Below are 17,900 nucleotides of genomic sequence, written 5' to 3'. Positions count from 1 at the left end.
TCCACAGGTCCGGCATGACAATGTTACCGATAACAGTTACCCGTAACAATTAACCGATACGCCGCCTTCGCGCTGGATGAGTCAGCCCCGGCGCGGCGTACCAGTCCAGTGGGAGGACGCTTTGAGCACGACTAACCATGATCACCACGTCTATGTCCTGATGGGCGTTTCCGGCAGCGGAAAATCCGCTGTCGCCAGCGAAGTGGCGCATCAGCTGCATGCTGCGTTTCTCGACGGCGACTTTCTCCATCCGCGCAGCAACATCACCAAGATGGCCTCCGGGGAGCCGCTGAACGATGATGACCGCACCCCGTGGCTGCAGGCGCTGAATGACGCCGCATTTGCCATGCAGCGTACCAACAAGGTGTCGCTGATCGTCTGCTCGGCGCTGAAGAAAAGCTACCGCGACATTCTGCGCAAGGGCAACCCGAACCTTTCCTTCATCTACCTGAAAGGCGACTTCGACGTGATTGAAAACCGTCTGAAGGCGCGTAAAGGACACTTCTTCAAAACCCAAATGTTGGTGACGCAGTTTGAAACGCTGCAGGAACCAGGCGCCGACGAGAGCGATGTGCTTATCGTCGATATCGACCAGCCGCTGGAAGGCGTGGTGGCCAGCACCATCGAGGTGATCAACAAAGGCAGTCACTAGTGAGTACTTTAACGCTTGTTTTAACTGCAGTCGGCTCAGTATTGCTGCTGCTGTTTTTAGTCATGAAGGCGCGCATGCACGCCTTCGTGGCTTTGATGGTGGTTTCTATTGGCGCCGGTCTCTTCTCCGGTATGCCGCTGGATAAAATCGCGGCGACAATGGAGAAAGGGATGGGCGGTACGCTGGGCTTCCTGGCGATCGTCGTCGCGCTCGGCGCAATGTTCGGGAAGATCCTCCATGAAACGGGGGCGGTCGATCAGATTGCCGTCAAGATGCTCAAATCCTTCGGCCACAGCCGGGCGCACTATGCGATTGGCCTCGCCGGCCTTATCTGCGCGCTACCGCTGTTCTTCGAAGTCGCCATTGTCCTGCTGATAAGCGTCGCCTTCTCGATGGCGCGCCATACCGGCACGAACCTGGTGAAGCTGGTGATCCCGCTGTTTGCCGGGGTGGCCGCCGCTGTGGCGTTCCTGCTGCCGGGGCCGGCGCCGATGCTGCTGGCGTCGCAAATGCACGCCGACTTTGGCTGGATGATCCTGATTGGCCTGTGCGCGGCCATTCCAGGGATGATTATCGCCGGTCCGCTGTGGGGTAACTTTATCAGCCGCTACGTTGAGCTGCATATTCCTGACGATATCAGCGAACCGCATCTCGGCGAAGGCAAAATGCCGTCGTTCGGCTTCAGCCTGTCGCTGATCCTGCTGCCGCTGGTGCTGGTGGGTCTGAAAACTATCGCCGCGCGCTTTGTGCCGGTGGGCTCGACCGCTTACGAATGGTTCGAATTTATCGGCCACCCGTTCACCGCGATCCTGGTGGCTTGCCTGGTGGCAATCTACGGCCTGGCGATGCGCCAGGGGATGGCCAAAGACCGGGTGATGGAGATCTGCGGTCATGCGCTGCAGCCGGCGGGGATTATCCTGCTGGTGATCGGGGCTGGCGGCGTCTTCAAACAGGTGCTGGTAGACTCTGGCGTGGGCCCGGCGCTCGGTGAAGCGCTGACCGGTATGGGCCTGCCGATCGCCATTACCTGCTTTGTACTGGCAGCGGCGGTGCGTATCATTCAGGGCTCTGCCACCGTAGCGTGCCTGACGGCGGTTGGCCTGGTAATGCCGGTGATTGAGCAGCTGAACTACAGCGGCGCACAGATGGCGGCTCTGTCTATTTGTATCGCCGGCGGCTCGATTGTCGTGAGCCATGTGAACGACGCCGGCTTCTGGCTGTTCGGTAAATTTACCGGCGCCACCGAAGCCCAGACGTTGAAAACCTGGACCATGATGGAAACTATCCTCGGCACCACCGGGGCGATAGTTGGCATGATCGCTTTCCAGCTGCTGAGCTAAGCGAGTTTTCACCCCGCTCATGAGGGAATAAAAAGCCAGGGTAACAACGGTTACTCTGGCTTCTTTGCAATAACCCGCGTTTTTTCCCGTATTTCCCGTTCTGCTACACACCATGATGAGCGCTACGACGATGATCGTACCCCTCATCAGGCCCTGCTGTGCCTGGGTTTGTCGCTTTTTTTTGGCAAGCGGAAAATCCCTTGATTTCGCGCTTAATCCATAATCAGGATCAATAAAATAGCGACGGAAAATATTCCATTCCCCGGGGGATTTCCCCGATAATCGTTGCGCTTTTGACGACGACCAGCGACGGTGGGCAATGTGCAGGATAAGTTGCATTTCTGATTGTTCAGCAATCATTGATTAATTTCACTTGCGACTTTAGCTGCATTTTGTAAGGTGAGGGATAATCCAGTTGGAAACTGGCCAGGCACAAACAGCACACACCTCGCAGGAATACGTTATGAAAAATGTTGGTTTTATCGGCTGGCGCGGAATGGTCGGCTCTGTTCTCATGCAACGCATGGTTGAAGAGCGCGATTTCGACGCCATTCGCCCGGTGTTCTTCTCTACCTCCCAGCTGGGACAGCCAGCGCCGTCATTCGGCGGTAGCACCGGTGGTACGCTTCAGGATGCGTTCGATCTGGACGCGCTGAAGGCGCTGGACATTATTGTCACGTGCCAGGGCGGCGATTACACCAACGAGATTTACCCGAAGCTGCGCGAAAGCGGCTGGCAGGGTTACTGGATTGATGCGGCCTCTTCGCTGCGCATGAAGGACGATGCGATCATTATCCTCGACCCGGTTAACCAGGACGTGATCACCGCTGGCCTGAACAACGGTGTGAAAACTTTTGTCGGCGGCAACTGTACCGTCAGCCTGATGCTGATGTCCCTCGGCGGCCTGTTTGCTCAGGATCTGGTGGAGTGGGTCAGCGTGGCGACGTACCAGGCGGCTTCCGGCGGCGGCGCGCGTCATATGCGCGAGCTGCTGAGCCAGATGGGTCAACTGCACAACCACGTGGCCGCAGAGCTGGCGGACCCGGCTTCCGCCATCCTGGACATTGAGCGCAAAGTCACCTCGCTGACCCGCAGCGGCGAGCTGCCGGTGGACAACTTCGGCGTACCGCTGGCGGGCAGCCTGATCCCGTGGATCGACAAACAGCTGGATAACGGCCAGAGCCGCGAAGAGTGGAAAGGCCAGGCGGAGACCAACAAGATCCTCGCCACCTCGTCCGTTATCCCGGTAGACGGTCTGTGCGTTCGCGTTGGCGCGCTGCGCTGCCACAGCCAGGCGTTCACCATCAAGCTGAAGAAAGATGTTTCTATCCCGACCGTTGAGGAGCTGTTGGCCGCGCACAACCCGTGGGCCAAAGTGGTGCCGAACGATCGTGAGATTACCATGCGCGAGCTGACCCCAGCCGCGGTGACGGGCACCCTGACTACCCCGGTAGGGCGCCTGCGTAAACTGAATATGGGGCCGGAATATCTCTCGGCCTTTACCGTTGGCGACCAGCTGCTGTGGGGCGCCGCGGAGCCGCTGCGCCGGATGCTTCGCCAGCTGGCGTAAGCGCAGGATAAACAGAAAGGGGGTCTTCGAGCCCCCTTTTTTTTTGCGTAATACAAGGAGTAAACGCGGATGTTAGATTTTTCCCCACGGAGGTAACTCAGCCTTGGCTATGCTTTAAGTAAGGAATTCCTTACCTGAAGGTGGGACGGAGCAGAAGGATGCAGAAAGTGCTGCGCCGTTCAGGTCAAAAAAAGTCGCCAGTTACAGGAATGAGCGACACTTACAACAGGATGAAAGCATGTCTAATCATATTGATAGAGACGTGATTAATGCGCTAATCGCCGGTCATTTCGCGGATCCCTTTTCCGTGCTCGGCATGCACCGTACTGACGCCGGGCTGGAAGTGCGCGCATTATTACCCGATGCCACCGATGTGTGGGTTATTGAACCGAAAACCGGACGCAAAGTCGGCAAGCTCGAATGCCTCGACTCGCGCGGTTTCTTCAGCGGCGTCCTGCCGCGGCGGAAAAACGCCTTTCGCTATCAGCTGGCCGTCACCTGGCACGGGCAGCAGAATCTGATTGATGATCCTTATCGCTTTGGTCCGCTGTTGCAGGACCTTGACGTCTGGCTGCTGTCGGAAGGGACCCATCTGCGCCCTTACGAAACGCTGGGCGCGCACGCTGCCACCATGGACGGCGTCACCGGTACCCGTTTCTCGGTGTGGGCACCGAACGCCCGCCGGGTGTCGGTGGTGGGGCAGTTTAACTACTGGGATGGCCGGCGCCACCCGATGCGATTTCGCAAAGAGTCCGGGATCTGGGAGCTGTTCGTTCCCGGCGCGCACAATGGCCAGCTGTATAAATTCGAGCTGATTGACGCCAACGGTCATCTGCGGGTCAAAGCGGATCCTTACGCCTTTGAGTCGCAAATGCGTCCGGAAAGCGCCTCGCTTATCTGCGATCTGCCGCCCAAAGTGGAACAGCCGGCGGACCGCAAAGCGGCGAACCAGTTCGATGCCCCGATCTCTATCTATGAAGTGCATCTCGGCTCCTGGCGCCGTCATACCGACAATAATTTCTGGCTGAGCTACCGCGAGCTGGCCGACCAGCTGGTGCCCTACGCCAAATGGATGGGCTTCACCCATCTCGAACTGCTGCCGGTAAACGAGCACCCGTTCGACGGCAGCTGGGGCTATCAACCCACCGGGCTCTATGCGCCGACCCGCCGTTTCGGCACCCGCGATGATTTTCGTTACTTTATCAACGCCGCGCACGCCGCCGGGCTGAACGTCATCCTTGACTGGGTGCCCGGCCACTTCCCGGCGGATGACTTTGCCCTTGCCTCGTTTGACGGCACTTCGCTGTATGAACACAGCGACCCGCGCGAGGGGTATCACCAGGACTGGAATACCCTGATCTACAACTATGGTCGCCGCGAAGTCAGCAACTTCCTTGTCGGTAACGCGCTGTACTGGATCGAGCGCTTTGGTATTGATGCTCTGCGCGTCGATGCGGTGGCCTCGATGATCTATCGCGATTACAGCCGCAAGGCAGGCGAGTGGATCCCCAACGAATACGGCGGCCGGGAAAATCTGGAAGCCATTGAGTTTCTGCGCAACACCAACCGCATTCTCGGCGAACAGACGCCGGGCGCGGTGACCATGGCGGAAGAGTCCACCGATTTTGCCGGGGTGACCCGTCCGCCAGCCGGCGGTGGGCTGGGCTTCTGGTTCAAATGGAACCTCGGCTGGATGCACGACACCCTGGATTACATGAAGCTCGATCCGGTCCATCGCCGCTATCATCACGACAAAATGACCTTCGGCATGCTCTACAACTACACCGAGAACTTCGTGCTGCCGCTCTCCCATGATGAAGTGGTGCACGGCAAAAAATCGATTCTCGACCGCATGCCGGGCGATGCCTGGCAGAAGTTCGCCAACCTGCGCGCCTACTACGGCTGGCTGTTCGCCTTCCCGGGGAAAAAGCTGCTGTTTATGGGCAATGAGTTCGCTCAGGGGCGCGAGTGGAACCATGACGTTAGCCTCGACTGGCATCTGCTGGAGGGCGGCGACAACTGGCACCACGGCGTCCAGCGGCTGGTGCGCGACCTGAACCATACCTACCGTCATCATAAAGCGCTGCACGAGCTGGATTTTGACCCCTACGGCTTCGAATGGCTGGTGGTCGACGACCATGAGCGCTCGGTGTTTGTCTTTGTACGCCGTGACCGGGCGGGCAACGAGATTATCGTCGCCAGCAACTTCACGCCGGTGCCGCGCCACGACTACCGCTTCGGCATTAACCAGCCGGGCCGCTGGCGCGAGGCGCTAAATACCGACTCCATGCACTATCACGGCAGCAATCAGGGCAATGGCGGCGTGGTGGAAAGCGACGCTATCGCCAGCCACGGTCGCGAACATTCGCTGTCGCTGACCCTGCCCCCGCTGGCGACGATCTGGCTGGTCCGGGAGGCGCAATGACCTCACTCGCGGCAGGCAAACCTGCGCCATTGGGCGCCAGCTATGACGGCAAGGGGGTGAATTTCGCCCTCTTCTCCGCCCATGCGGAGCGGGTGGAGCTGTGCGTATTCGACGAGCAGGGCAACGAGCAACGCTTCGATCTCCCGGCGCGCAGCGGCGACATCTGGCACGGCTGGCTGGCCGCCGCCGGGCCGGGCCTGCGCTATGGCTACCGGGTGCATGGCCCCTGGGATCCGGCGCAGGGGCACCGGTTTAACCCGGCCAAGCTGTTGATCGATCCCTGCGCCCACCGGGTCGAAGGCGATTTGCCTGACGACGAGCGCCTGCATGGCGGCATGTGGCAGCCGGATCATCGCGACAGCGCCGCGGTCGCGCCAAAATCGCAGGTGGTGGATCTGCGTTACGACTGGCGGGGCGATAAACCGCCGCGTACCCCGTGGGGCGAAACGGTGATTTATGAAGCGCACGTGAAAGGGCTGACTCTGTTGCATCCGCAGCTACCGGAAGCTATTCGCGGAACCTATAAGGCGCTGGGCCACCCGGTGATGATTGCTTACTTCAAATCGCTGGGCATCAGTGCCCTTGAGCTGCTGCCGGTGGCGCAGTTCGCCAGCGAGCCGCGACTGCAGCGGATGGGGTTAAGCAACTACTGGGGCTACAACCCGCTGGCATGGTTCGCGCTGGATCCGCGCTACGCCAGCGATCCGGATCGCGCCCTGGATGAGTTTCGCGATGCGGTCAAAGCGCTGCATGCCGCTGGTATCGAGGTAATTCTGGATATCGTGCTCAACCACAGCGCGGAAATCGATCTTGAAGGGCCTACCGTCTCCCTGCGCGGAATCGACAACCGTAGCTATTATTGGATAAGGGACGATGGCGATTACCACAACTGGACCGGGTGCGGTAATACGCTCAATCTCAGCCACCCGGGCGTGGTGGAGCTGGCGCGCCAGTGTTTACGCTTCTGGGTGGATGAGTGCCATGTCGACGGTTTTCGCTTCGACCTCGCCTCCGTGATGGGCCGAACCCCGGAATTCCACCAGAATGCGCCGCTGTTCGAGGCTATCCGTGACGACAGCGTGCTGTCGCAGGTGAAACTGATCGCTGAACCCTGGGATATCGGCCCGGGCGGCTATCAGGTGGGTAATTTCCCGCCGCTGTTTGCCGAATGGAATGACCATTTTCGCGATAGCGCCCGACGGTTCTGGCTGCAGCAAAACGTCTCTCTGGGTGACTTTGCCCAACGCTTCGCGGCTTCCAGCGATCTCTTTGCCCGCGATGGTAAGCCGCCATCGGCGACGGTCAACCTGGTGACAGCTCACGATGGCTTCACGCTCCGCGACTGTGTCTGTTTCAATCAGAAACACAATCAGGCAAACGGGGAGGAGAATCGCGATGGGACTAACAACAACTACAGCAACAATCATGGTATAGAAGGATTAGAGGCTAATCTTGCGGTGATTGAACGGCGACGCGCCAGCGTGCATGCGCTGCTGACGACGCTGCTGTTGGCGCAGGGGACGCCGATGCTGCTGGCGGGAGATGAGCAGGGCCACAGTCAGCACGGCAACAATAATGCCTACTGTCAGGATAACGCGTTGACCTGGCTGGACTGGCGTCAGGCGAACCCGGGTTTAACCGCATTTACCGCGGCGCTAATCCATCTACGGCGGCGCATTCCGGCGCTTACCCGCAACCGCTGGTGGCAGGAGGGCGATGGCAACGTCCGCTGGTTGAATCAATACGCCCAGCCGCTGACTGCCGGGGAGTGGCAGCAGGGCGCAGCGTGTATGCAGATCCAGTTGTCGGATCGCTGGCTGCTCACGCTGAACGCCACCGCACAGGTGGTCGATATGGTTTTACCCGAGGGGGAATGGCGCGCCGTTCCTCCATTCGCCGGAGAGGATAATCCGGTCATCATGGCTGTCTGGCATGGGCCCGCGCACGGAGTGTGCGTATTTCAAAGGTCGTAAGCCCTGAAGCTTCCGGTTGGACCCGTGGCGGCGGCGCGGCGGGATGAGCTGGAAAGCGGGGGTGTAAAAAGGAGTTAATCATGGTTAGGCTTGAAAAAAACGATCCGCTGATGCTGGCGCGTCAATTACCCATTAAATCCGTGGCGTTGATCCTCGCGGGCGGGCGTGGCACCCGGCTGAAGGATCTCACCATTAAGCGCGCGAAACCTGCCGTTCACTTCGGCGGCAAGTTCCGTATTATCGATTTCGCATTATCTAACTGCATTAACTCAGGGATCCGTCGTATCGGCGTTATTACCCAGTATCAGTCGCACACGCTGGTGCAGCATATCCAGCGCGGCTGGTCGTTCTTCAGCGAAGAGATGAACGAGTTTGTCGATCTGCTGCCAGCCCAGCAGCGCGTACACGGCGAAAACTGGTATCGCGGCACGGCGGACGCGGTGACGCAGAACCTGGATATCATCAGCCGCTATAAGGCCGAGTATGTGGTGATCCTCGCGGGCGACCATATTTATAAGCAGGACTACTCGCGCATGCTGATCGACCATGTCGAAAAAGGGGCGCGTTGCACCGTAGCCTGCATGCCGGTGCCCATTGAAGAGGCATCCGCCTTCGGCGTCATGGCGGTCGACGAAAACGAAAAAATCATTGAGTTTGTCGAAAAACCGGCCAACCCGCCGGCGATGCCGACCGACCCGACCAAATCGCTGGCCAGTATGGGTATTTATGTCTTTGACGCCGCCTATCTTTATGAGCTGCTGGAAGAAGACGATCGCAACGAGCACTCCAGCCACGATTTCGGCAAAGATATCATTCCGAAGATCACCGCAGCTGGCATGGCTTATGCACATCCTTTCCCGCTCTCCTGCGTGCAGTCTGATCCGAACGCCGAACCTTACTGGCGCGACGTGGGAACGCTGGAAGCGTACTGGAAGGCCAACCTCGATCTGGCATCGGTCACGCCGGAGCTGGATATGTACGACCAGAACTGGCCGATCCGCACCCATATGGAATCGCTGCCGCCGGCGAAGTTCGTGCAGGACCGCTCCGGTAGCCACGGCATGACCCTGAACTCGCTGGTTTCGGGGGGCTGTATTATCTCCGGGTCGGTAGTGGTGCAGTCGGTGCTGTTCCCACGTGTGCGGGTGAACTCCTTCTGTAACATTGATTCGGCAGTCTTGTTGCCTGATGTCTGGGTGGGGCGCTCTTGCCGCCTGCGTCGCTGCGTGATTGACCGCGCCTGCGTCATCCCGGAAGGTATGGTAATTGGTGAGAACGCGGAAGAGGATGCACGCCGCTTCTATCGCTCAGAGGAAGGTATCGTGCTGGTGACCCGCGACATGCTGCGGAAATTAGGGCACAAACAGGAGCGCTAATGCAGGTCTTACATGTATGTTCTGAGATGTTCCCGCTGTTAAAGACGGGCGGTCTGGCGGACGTCATCGGCGCACTGCCGGCGGCGCAAATCGCGGAGGGTATCGATACGCGCGTGCTGTTGCCGGCGTTTCCCGATATCCGTCGCGGCGTGGTGGATGCCCAGGTGGTCACCCGCCGCGATACCTTCGCCGGGCGGATCACGCTGCTGTACGGCCACTTTAACGGCGTGGGGATCTATCTGATAGACGCCCCGCATCTCTATGACCGGCCGGGGAGCCCTTACCACGATACCAACCAGCACGCTTATACCGACAACGTCCTGCGCTTTGCGCTGCTGGGCTGGGTGGGAAGTGAAATGGCCAGCGGACTGGATCCGTTCTGGCGCCCGGACGTGGTGCATGCCCATGACTGGCACGCCGGTCTGACGCCGGCCTACCTGGCGGCGCGCGGACGCCCGGCTAAATCGGTCTTTACCGTGCACAACCTGGCGTACCAGGGGATGTTTTACTCCTGGCATATGAATGACATTGAGCTGCCGTGGTCGTTTTACAACATGCATGGCCTCGAATTTAACGGCCAGATTTCGTTTCTGAAGGCTGGCCTTTACTACGCCGACCATATTACGGCGGTGAGCCCAACCTACGCGCGCGAGATCACCGAGCCGCAATACGCCTACGGCATGGAGGGGCTGCTGCGCCAGCGCCATCATGAAGGGCGGTTGTCGGGGATTCTCAACGGCGTGGACGACGGTATCTGGAGCCCGCAAAACGATCTCCTGCTGCCGATGCGCTACGATCGCGACACGCTGGAGGAGAAGGCGGAGAACAAGCGTCAGCTGCAGATTGCCATGGGCCTGAAGGTCGATGACAAAGCGCCGCTGTTTGCCGTGGTCAGCCGTCTCACCAGCCAGAAAGGGCTGGACCTGGTGCTTGAAGCGCTGCCGGGTCTGCTTGAGCAGGGCGGCCAGCTGGCGCTGCTGGGCGCCGGCGACCCGGTGCTGCAGGAAGGTTTCCTCGCCGCCGCCGCCGAACACCCGGGCAAAGTGGGGGTGCAGATTGGTTACCATGAAGCCTTCTCCCACCGCATTATGGGCGGCGCCGATGTGATTCTGGTGCCGAGCCGCTTTGAACCCTGCGGCCTGACCCAACTGTATGGTCTGAAGTACGGCACGCTGCCGCTGGTCCGCCGCACCGGGGGGCTGGCGGACACGGTTTCTGACAGTTCGCTGGAGAACCTGGCCGATGGTCTGGCGACAGGGTTTGTCTTTGAGGACAGCAATGCGCTGTCATTGCTGCGCGCTATTCGTCGCGCCTTTGTCCTCTGGTCGCGCCCGTCGCTCTGGCGCTATGTGCAGCGTCAGGCGATGAATATGGATTTTAGCTGGCAGGTTGCCGCGAACTCCTATCGCGAACTTTATCAACGCTTGATGTAACCACTGGAGTCATTGTTATGAATGTACCCTTTAGCTATGCATCACCGACGCTGAGCGTTGAGGCGTTAAAGCATTCTATTGCCTATAAGCTGATGTTTATCATCGGTAAAGATCCGGCCATCGCCAACAAGCATGAATGGCTTAACGCCACGCTGTTTGCCGTTCGCGATCGCATGGTGGAGCGCTGGCTGCGCTCCAACCGCGCGCAGCTCTCGCAGGAAGTGCGCCAGGTATACTATCTGTCGATGGAGTTCCTGATTGGCCGCACCCTTTCGAATGCCCTGCTGTCGCTGGGCATTTATGACGATGTCAGCAGCGCGCTGGCGGAGATGGGGCTCGATCTCGAAGAGCTGATCGATGAAGAGAACGACCCCGGGCTTGGCAACGGTGGTCTGGGACGTCTGGCGGCCTGTTTCCTGGATTCCCTGGCGGCGCTGGGCCTGCCGGGACGAGGCTACGGCATCCGCTACGATTATGGGATGTTTAAACAGAATATCGTCGATGGCCGACAAAAAGAGTCTCCTGACTACTGGCTGGAGTACGGTAACCCGTGGGAGTTTGAGCGCCACAACACCCGCTATAAAGTGCGCTTCGGCGGCCGTATTCAGCAGGAAGGGAAGAAAACCCGCTGGATCGAAACAGAAGAGATCATTGCGGAAGCCTACGACCAGATCATCCCTGGCTTTGACACCGACGCCACCAACACGCTGCGTCTGTGGAGCGCGCAGGCCAGTAGTGAAATTAACCTCGGTAAATTCAACCAGGGCGACTACTTTGCCGCGGTAGAGGATAAAAACCACTCCGAAAACGTCTCCCGCGTGCTCTATCCGGATGACTCGACCTACTCGGGCCGCGAGCTGCGCCTGCGCCAGGAGTATTTCCTCGTGTCGGCTACGGTGCAGGATATCCTGAGCCGCCATTACATGTTGCATAAGACCTATGACAACCTGGCGGACAAGATTGCCATTCACCTCAATGATACCCATCCGGTGCTGTCGATACCGGAGCTGATGCGTCTGCTTATCGACGAACATAAGTTCAGCTGGGACGAGGCGTTCGAGGTGACCTGCCAGGTCTTCTCCTATACCAACCACACCCTGATGAGCGAAGCGCTTGAGACCTGGCCGGTGGACATGCTGGGTAAAATTCTGCCGCGCCATCTGCAGATTATCTTTGAGATTAACGACTACTTCCTTAAAACCCTGCAGGAGCAGCATCCGAACGATACCGACCTGCTCAGCCGCACCTCGATTATCGACGAGTCGAATGGCCGTCTCGTGCGCATGGCCTGGCTGGCGGTGGTGGTCAGCCACAAGGTTAACGGGGTGTCCGAGCTGCACTCCCGGCTGATGGTGGAGTCACTGTTTGCCGAATTCGCCAAAATTTTCCCAATGCGCTTCATCAACGTGACCAACGGCGTCACGCCACGCCGTTGGCTGGCGCTGGCCAACCCGCCGCTGTCGAAAGTGCTGGATGAGCATATCGGTCGCACCTGGCGAACCGATCTGAGCCAGCTTGATGAGCTGAAACAGCATATCGACTACCCGACGGTTAATCAGGCGGTGCGTCAGGCCAAGCTGGAGAACAAACAGCGCCTCGCCAGCTATATTGCGCAGCAGCTTAATGTGGTGGTCAATCCGAAGGCGCTGTTTGATGTACAGATCAAACGTATCCATGAATACAAACGCCAGCTAATGAATGTGCTGCACGTCATTACCCGCTATAACCGGATCAAAGCCGATCCGCAGGCGGAGTGGGTGCCGCGAGTGAATATTTTCGCCGGTAAAGCGGCCTCGGCCTACTATATGGCCAAGCATATTATTCACCTGATCAACGATGTAGCGGCGGTGATCAATAACGATCCGCAGATTGGCGACAAGCTGAAGGTCGTCTTTATCCCCAACTACAGCGTCAGCCTGGCGCAGCTGATCATTCCGGCGGCAGACCTGTCGGAACAGATTTCCCTCGCCGGCACCGAAGCTTCCGGCACCAGTAATATGAAGTTTGCTCTTAACGGCGCGCTGACTATCGGCACCCTCGACGGGGCAAACGTGGAGATGCAGGAGCACGTGGGCGAAGAGAATATCTTTATCTTCGGCAACACCGCGGAAGAGGTGGAGGAGCTACGTCGCAGCGGCTATAAACCACGCGAATACTACGAGCAGGATGAAGAGCTTCACCAGGCGCTGACGCAGATCGGTACCGGCGTCTTCAGCCCGGCGGAACCGGGGCGCTACCGCGACCTGCTGGATTCGCTGATTAACTTTGGTGACCACTACCAGGTGCTGGCGGACTATCGCAGCTATGTGGACTGTCAGGATCGCGTCGACGAGCTGTATCAACATCCGGAAGAGTGGGCCTATAAGGCGATGCTGAATATTGCCAATATGGGCTACTTCTCTTCTGACCGGACGATCCAGGAGTACGCGAAATATATCTGGCATATCGACCCGGTAAGGCTGTAAGCCAGTCAACGCAACACAACGGGGCCATTTGGCCCCGTTTCTGTCTGTGTGGCGAACGTTTTATTCGGAAAAGTGCCGGGGAGGATTCAGGCTATTGCGGGAATATACTATTGACGTGAATTCGCCAGCAGTACGATAAACGCTCAATAAGTTTACGTTCATAGCCTAATGGCTATAATATGGATGATAGCCTTTAGGCTATGAGGGATCGCCTATGTGGGATGTAGAAACGACGGATACGTTTGATGCCTGGTTCGAATTACAAAGTAGAGCTTTAAAAGAGGATATGTTGGCCACGATGCTCATCTTGTCTGAGTTTGGTCCGCAGCTTGGGCGCCCATATGTTGATACGGTGAAAGATTCAACGTTTCAGAATATGAAAGAACTTCGGGTTCAGCATCATGGGCTCCCCATCCGCGCCTTTTTTGCTTTTGATCCTCTGCGGAAAGCTATCGTTTTATGTGCGGGCAATAAGGATGGCACGAATGAGAAACGTTTTTACAAAGAGATGATTACTCTGGCTGATAGAGAATTCAGCAAGCACCTGACTAAGGAGCGATAATGGCCACGCTAAAAGAACTGATGGCGAAACAGAATCCTGAAAGCCAGCAGCGGATTGAAGCGAAAGCGGCAGAGATACGCCAGTCTGTCGCATTAAACCTGCTTCGAGAAGAGTTACAAATTTCACAAACAGAGATGGCTGCGGCTATGGGGGTAAAGCAGCCAACGATCGCTAAAATGGAACAGGCTGATAACGATCCGCGGCTTTCGACCCTAAAACGCTACATTGCGGCATTGGGGGGAGAACTCAGTATAAATGTCACGTTGCCGACTGGAAAAAAAGTCTCGTTTAATTTGTGAACAGGTATCCGGGCCAAGCGCAAGCCATAGCCCGGGTATTTCTCTCCTGGCGCCGCGCGATGTCAGGACGCTAACGACAGTTCAGACTTTCCCGCATGCTGCGCCAGCCATTCGCTGATGCGCGCTTGCTGCTCGGCATTCAGCCACATGCCCTGTTTGGTACGACGCCAGATGGCGTCATCCAGGCTGCGCACCCATTCGTGCTCAACCAGATATTTCAGCTCGGCTTCATAAAACTCATGGCCGAAATCTTCCCCCAGATCGCTCAGGGCGCTGGCTTCCTTCAGGATCCACTCGCTGTTGCTCCCGTAGGTGCGGGCATAATGGCGGGCCAGTGATTCGCTGATGAACGGGAAGCGACGGCGTAGTTTTGCTGCATAGTCGTCGCGGTCGCCGCCGATATCGCCGCCGGGGAGCACCGCGGTTTTGGTCCATGCCGGGCCGATCCCTTTGTAATAGGGAGTCAGTTTTTCCAGCGCATGCTCGGCCAGTTTGCGATAGGTGGTCAGCTTCCCGCCGAAGACGGAGAGCAGCGGCGCCTGGCCGTTCTCATCGTGAATATCCAGCGTGTAGTCGCGGGTGATCGCCTGCGGCGAATCCGACTCGTCATCACACAGCGGACGGACGCCGGAGTAGGTCCAGACGATATCGTCCCGGCTGAGAGTCTTTTTAAAGTGCGCGTTATAGACGTTCAGCAGGTAATTAATCTCTTTATCATCAATGGTCACCGCTTTCGGATCGCCCTTATACTCGACGTCCGTCGTGCCGATGATGGAGAACTCATCCATCCACGGGATAACAAACACAATACGTTTATCTTCGTTTTGCAGAATATAGGCCTGCTTCTGAGTATGCACTCGCGGCACCACGATGTGGCTGCCCTTGATCAGGCGGATACCGTAAGGCGAGCGCAGATGCATCCCTTCGTCGAAGAACTGTTTGACCCATGGACCGGTGGCATTGACCAGACCGCGCGCCTTCCAGGTAAACTTCTCGCCGCTATCGATATCTTCCGCTTCCACCACCCACAGGCCATTCTCTCGTTTTGCCGAGATGGCGCGGGTGCGGGTCCGCACTTCGCCGCCTTTGCGGACAACCATCTGCGCGTTGGCCAGCACCAGGCGGGCATCGTCGACCCAGCAGTCGGAATATTCGAAACCGCGCACAATTTCCGGCTTAAGTACCGATTCTGCGCCAAAACGCAAGCCGGTGGAGCCCGGCAGGCTGGTGCGTTTGCCCAGATGATCGTACATAAACAAGCCGATACGGATCATCCATGCCGGACGCAGATGCGGACGATGCGGGAGACGAAAGCGCATCGGGAAGGCGATATGCGGAGCCATTTTTAACAGCACTTCACGCTCGGCCAGCGCTTCGCTGACCAGGCGGAACTCATAGTGTTCGAGGTAGCGTAGCCCGCCGTGGATAAGTTTGGAACTGGCGCTGGAGGTAGCGCAGGCGAGATCGCGCGCTTCCAGCATCAGTACGGATAAACCCCGCCCGGCGGCATCTGCCGCGATACCGGCACCGTTGATGCCTCCGCCTATCACAATCAGATCTTTGGTTTCCACGTTCTTACCCTCTCACACTTTCGTTTAAGCTCACAAATGCTCGATATCGCTCACTATAGCAAACAAACGCGCTTTTGGTAACATCAAAAAAACATTTTGGAGTGATGGGTGTAACATATTGGCGTTTCTTTACCGCCTGACGGTACACTACAGGGTAAAATTGGGCCGGCCATCGCCCGTCATGACGAGAAAGAGAAGAGAACCATGGAACAGTTTGAATGTATCAACGTTGAAGAAGCGCACCAGAAGCTGCATCAGCAGACGGCGGTGCTGGTGGATATCCGCGATCCGCAAAGCTATGCGATGGGCCATACGCCGGGCGCGTTTCATCTGACCAACGATACGCTGGGCGCGTTTATGCGTGACCACGACTTTGACACGGCGGTGATGGTGATGTGCTATCACGGCAACAGCAGCAAGGGCGCCGCGCAGTATCTGCTGCAGCAGGGGTTTGATAAGGTCTACAGCGTTGATGGCGGGTTCGACGCCTGGCATCGCCATTTCCCGGCGGAAGTGGCGCACGGGACGTTTTAACGGCTGGCAGGTATACTATCCCCCTTTGTGTGGAATAAGCGATTCGCTGCATGTTAATGATTACCTCTTTTGCCAATCCACGGGTGGCCCAGGCGTTTGTCGATTATATGGCGACGCAGGGGATTATCCTGACCATTCAGCAGCACGCCCAGAGCGACGTCTGGCTGGCTGATGAGAGTCAGGCCGGGCGTGTCAGGGCTGAGCTGGCCCGCTTCCTTGAGAACCCGGCGGATCCGCGTTATCTGGCGGCGAGCTGGCAGTCCGGACAGACCAATAGCGGGTTGCGCTATCAGCGCTTTCCTTTTTTTGCCACGCTGCGGCATAACGCCGGCCCGTTCACCTGGGCGATTCTGCTCATCTGCATCGCGGTGTTTATCCTGCAAAATCTGCTGGGCGATCAGCCGGTGATGATTTGGCTGGCCTGGCCCTACGATCCTTCGCTGCAGTTCGAAGCCTGGCGCTATTTCAGCCATGCTTTCATGCATTTCTCGCTGATGCATATTCTCTTCAACCTGCTATGGTGGTGGTATCTCGGCGGCGCGGTGGAAAAACGCATCGGCAGCGGCAAACTGGTGGTGATCACCGTTATCAGCGCCCTGTTGAGCGGCTTCGTGCAGCATCAGTTTAGCGGCCCGTGGTTTGGCGGCTTATCGGGCGTGGTCTATGCGCTGATGGGCTACGTCTGGCTGCGGGGCGAGCGCGATCCGCAGAGCGGTATTTATCTGCAGCGCGGGTTGATACTCTTTTCTTTAGTGTGGTTAATTGCTGGCTGGTTTGACGTTTTCGGCATGGCGATCGCTAACGGCGCGCATGTGGCTGGTCTGGCGACCGGCCTGGCGATGGCTTTTGTTGATACCTTACATGGGCGAAAACGCGCATAAAGACTTACCGACAGGGGTCGGGTAGGCGACATTTTTCCAGGGATATTTCATGAAACAAACACAACGTCATGACGCGATTATCGAGCTGGTAAAAAAACAGGGTTACGTCAGCACGGAAGAGCTGGTTGAGCAGTTCGCGGTCAGCCCGCAGACCATCCGCCGCGACCTGAATGATTTAGCCGAACAGAAAATGATCCTCCGCCATCACGGCGGCGCGGCGCTGCCCTCCAGCTCGGTGAACACCTCCTGGCACGATCGCAAAGCGACCCAGACGGCGGAAAAAGAGCGTATCGCCCGGCGGGTAGCCAGCGAGATCCCCGACGGGGCGACGCTGTTTATTGATATCGGCACCACGCCGGAAGCGGTGGCGCACGCCCTGCTCGATCACCACGATTTGCGCATTGTCACCAATAACCTGAACGTGGCCAACACGCTGATGGTGAAAGAGGACTTCCGCATTATTCTCGCCGGCGGCGAGCTGCGCAGTCGCGACGGCGGGATCATCGGGGAAGCGACCCTGGATTTTATCTCGCAGTTCCGTCTCGACTTCGGCATTCTTGGCATCAGCGGCGTCGACAGCGATGGCTCGCTGCTGGAGTTTGATTATCATGAAGTGCGCACCAAGCGCGCGATCATTGAGAATTCACGCCACGTGATGCTGGTGGTGGATCATACCAAGTTTGGCCGCAATGCGATGGTCAATATGGGTAGTATCAGTATGGTCGATGCGGTCTATACCGACGTGCTGCCGCCGGCGGGCGTGCTGAAGGTCATCACCGATAACAACCTCCAGCTGGAGCTGTGCTAAACGGCAACGGC

At 57.8% G+C, this 17,900-nt stretch carries 14 protein-coding genes and 1 pseudogene; 13 read left to right on the top strand and 2 right to left on the bottom strand.

The features are described 5' to 3' along the window. The first annotated feature begins 121 nt into the window (after positions 1 to 121). On the top strand, positions 122 to 652 hold the full coding sequence (gene gntK, locus ACKLKD_RS10215; protein WP_012540395.1) for a gluconokinase: 531 nt from the start codon (positions 122 to 124) through the stop codon (positions 650 to 652). Beyond that, positions 652 to 1,992, top strand: coding sequence for a gluconate transporter (gene gntU, locus ACKLKD_RS10210; RefSeq protein ID WP_087806361.1), 1,341 nt, complete (start codon positions 652 to 654; stop codon positions 1,990 to 1,992). The genes gntK and gntU overlap by 1 nt, the downstream gene beginning before the upstream one ends. Before the next feature lie 12 nt (positions 1,993 to 2,004). Here the strand turns inward: gntU and ACKLKD_RS10205 are convergent. Next, positions 2,005 to 2,352, bottom strand: a pseudogene (locus tag ACKLKD_RS10205) (hypothetical protein); the annotation flags it as partial. A gap of 103 nt (positions 2,353 to 2,455) precedes the next feature. On the opposite strand from ACKLKD_RS10205, the gene asd reads away from it, so the two are divergent. The 8 genes from asd (at position 2,456) to ACKLKD_RS10165 (ending at position 14,095) form a co-directional block, all read left to right on the top strand. Then, on the top strand, positions 2,456 to 3,562 hold the full coding sequence (asd, locus tag ACKLKD_RS10200) for an aspartate-semialdehyde dehydrogenase (RefSeq protein WP_012967126.1): 1,107 nt from the start codon (positions 2,456 to 2,458) through the stop codon (positions 3,560 to 3,562). A 238-nt stretch (positions 3,563 to 3,800) separates the two neighbouring features. Next, complete coding sequence (gene glgB, locus ACKLKD_RS10195) at positions 3,801 to 5,987, top strand: 1,4-alpha-glucan branching enzyme (protein ID WP_080897530.1); 2,187 nt, start codon at positions 3,801 to 3,803, stop codon at positions 5,985 to 5,987. Then, entirely contained in the window at positions 5,984 to 7,960 is a 1,977-nt protein-coding gene (gene glgX / locus ACKLKD_RS10190) for a glycogen debranching protein GlgX (RefSeq protein ID WP_080897529.1), read from the top strand. The genes glgB and glgX overlap by 4 nt, the downstream gene beginning before the upstream one ends. A gap of 80 nt (positions 7,961 to 8,040) precedes the next feature. Further along, complete coding sequence (gene glgC / locus ACKLKD_RS10185; RefSeq protein WP_025710770.1) at positions 8,041 to 9,336, top strand: glucose-1-phosphate adenylyltransferase; 1,296 nt, start codon at positions 8,041 to 8,043, stop codon at positions 9,334 to 9,336. Further along, complete coding sequence (gene glgA / locus ACKLKD_RS10180; protein WP_004202133.1) at positions 9,336 to 10,769, top strand: glycogen synthase GlgA; 1,434 nt, start codon at positions 9,336 to 9,338, stop codon at positions 10,767 to 10,769. The genes glgC and glgA overlap by 1 nt, the downstream gene beginning before the upstream one ends. 17 nt (positions 10,770 to 10,786) lie before the next feature. Continuing rightward, on the top strand, positions 10,787 to 13,234 hold the full coding sequence (gene glgP, locus ACKLKD_RS10175; protein WP_080897528.1) for a glycogen phosphorylase: 2,448 nt from the start codon (positions 10,787 to 10,789) through the stop codon (positions 13,232 to 13,234). A gap of 214 nt (positions 13,235 to 13,448) precedes the next feature. Next, a complete protein-coding gene (locus ACKLKD_RS10170) occupies positions 13,449 to 13,796 on the top strand; it encodes a type II toxin-antitoxin system RelE/ParE family toxin (RefSeq protein ID WP_025710772.1) in 348 nt (115 codons plus the stop codon). Beyond that, the gene (locus ACKLKD_RS10165) at positions 13,796 to 14,095 is read left to right on the top strand and encodes a helix-turn-helix domain-containing protein (RefSeq protein ID WP_025710773.1); all 300 of its coding nucleotides are present in this window, start codon (positions 13,796 to 13,798) and stop codon (positions 14,093 to 14,095) included. Before ACKLKD_RS10170 ends, ACKLKD_RS10165 begins: the two co-directional genes overlap by 1 nt. Positions 14,096 to 14,157: 62 nt before the next feature. On the opposite strand, the gene glpD is transcribed toward ACKLKD_RS10165, so the two are convergent. Then, positions 14,158 to 15,666, bottom strand: coding sequence for a glycerol-3-phosphate dehydrogenase (gene glpD / locus ACKLKD_RS10160; protein WP_032740278.1), 1,509 nt, complete (start codon positions 15,664 to 15,666; stop codon positions 14,158 to 14,160). Between the two features lie 204 nt (positions 15,667 to 15,870). On the opposite strand from glpD, the gene glpE reads away from it, so the two are divergent. From glpE to ACKLKD_RS10145, 3 genes are read left to right on the top strand one after another with little or no spacing between them, the layout of a single operon-like run. Continuing rightward, positions 15,871 to 16,200 carry a thiosulfate sulfurtransferase GlpE gene (glpE, locus tag ACKLKD_RS10155; protein ID WP_004202138.1) on the top strand — a complete coding sequence of 110 codons (330 nt, stop codon included), beginning with the start codon at positions 15,871 to 15,873 and terminating at the stop codon, positions 16,198 to 16,200. A 50-nt stretch (positions 16,201 to 16,250) separates the two neighbouring features. Next, positions 16,251 to 17,081 carry a rhomboid family intramembrane serine protease GlpG gene (glpG, locus tag ACKLKD_RS10150; RefSeq protein ID WP_008806994.1) on the top strand — a complete coding sequence of 277 codons (831 nt, stop codon included), beginning with the start codon at positions 16,251 to 16,253 and terminating at the stop codon, positions 17,079 to 17,081. Between the two features lie 49 nt (positions 17,082 to 17,130). Next, positions 17,131 to 17,889, top strand: a complete 759-nt coding sequence (locus tag ACKLKD_RS10145; RefSeq protein ID WP_008806995.1) for a DeoR/GlpR family transcriptional regulator — start codon at positions 17,131 to 17,133, stop codon at positions 17,887 to 17,889. The last annotated feature ends 11 nt before the right edge of the window (positions 17,890 to 17,900 follow it).

The sequence above is a fragment of the Klebsiella sp. 10982 genome, assembly GCF_048589245.1.
GTDB classification, from domain to species: Bacteria; Pseudomonadota; Gammaproteobacteria; order Enterobacterales; family Enterobacteriaceae; genus Klebsiella; species Klebsiella quasivariicola.
This window is presented reverse-complemented; position numbering and strand designations above follow the sequence as displayed.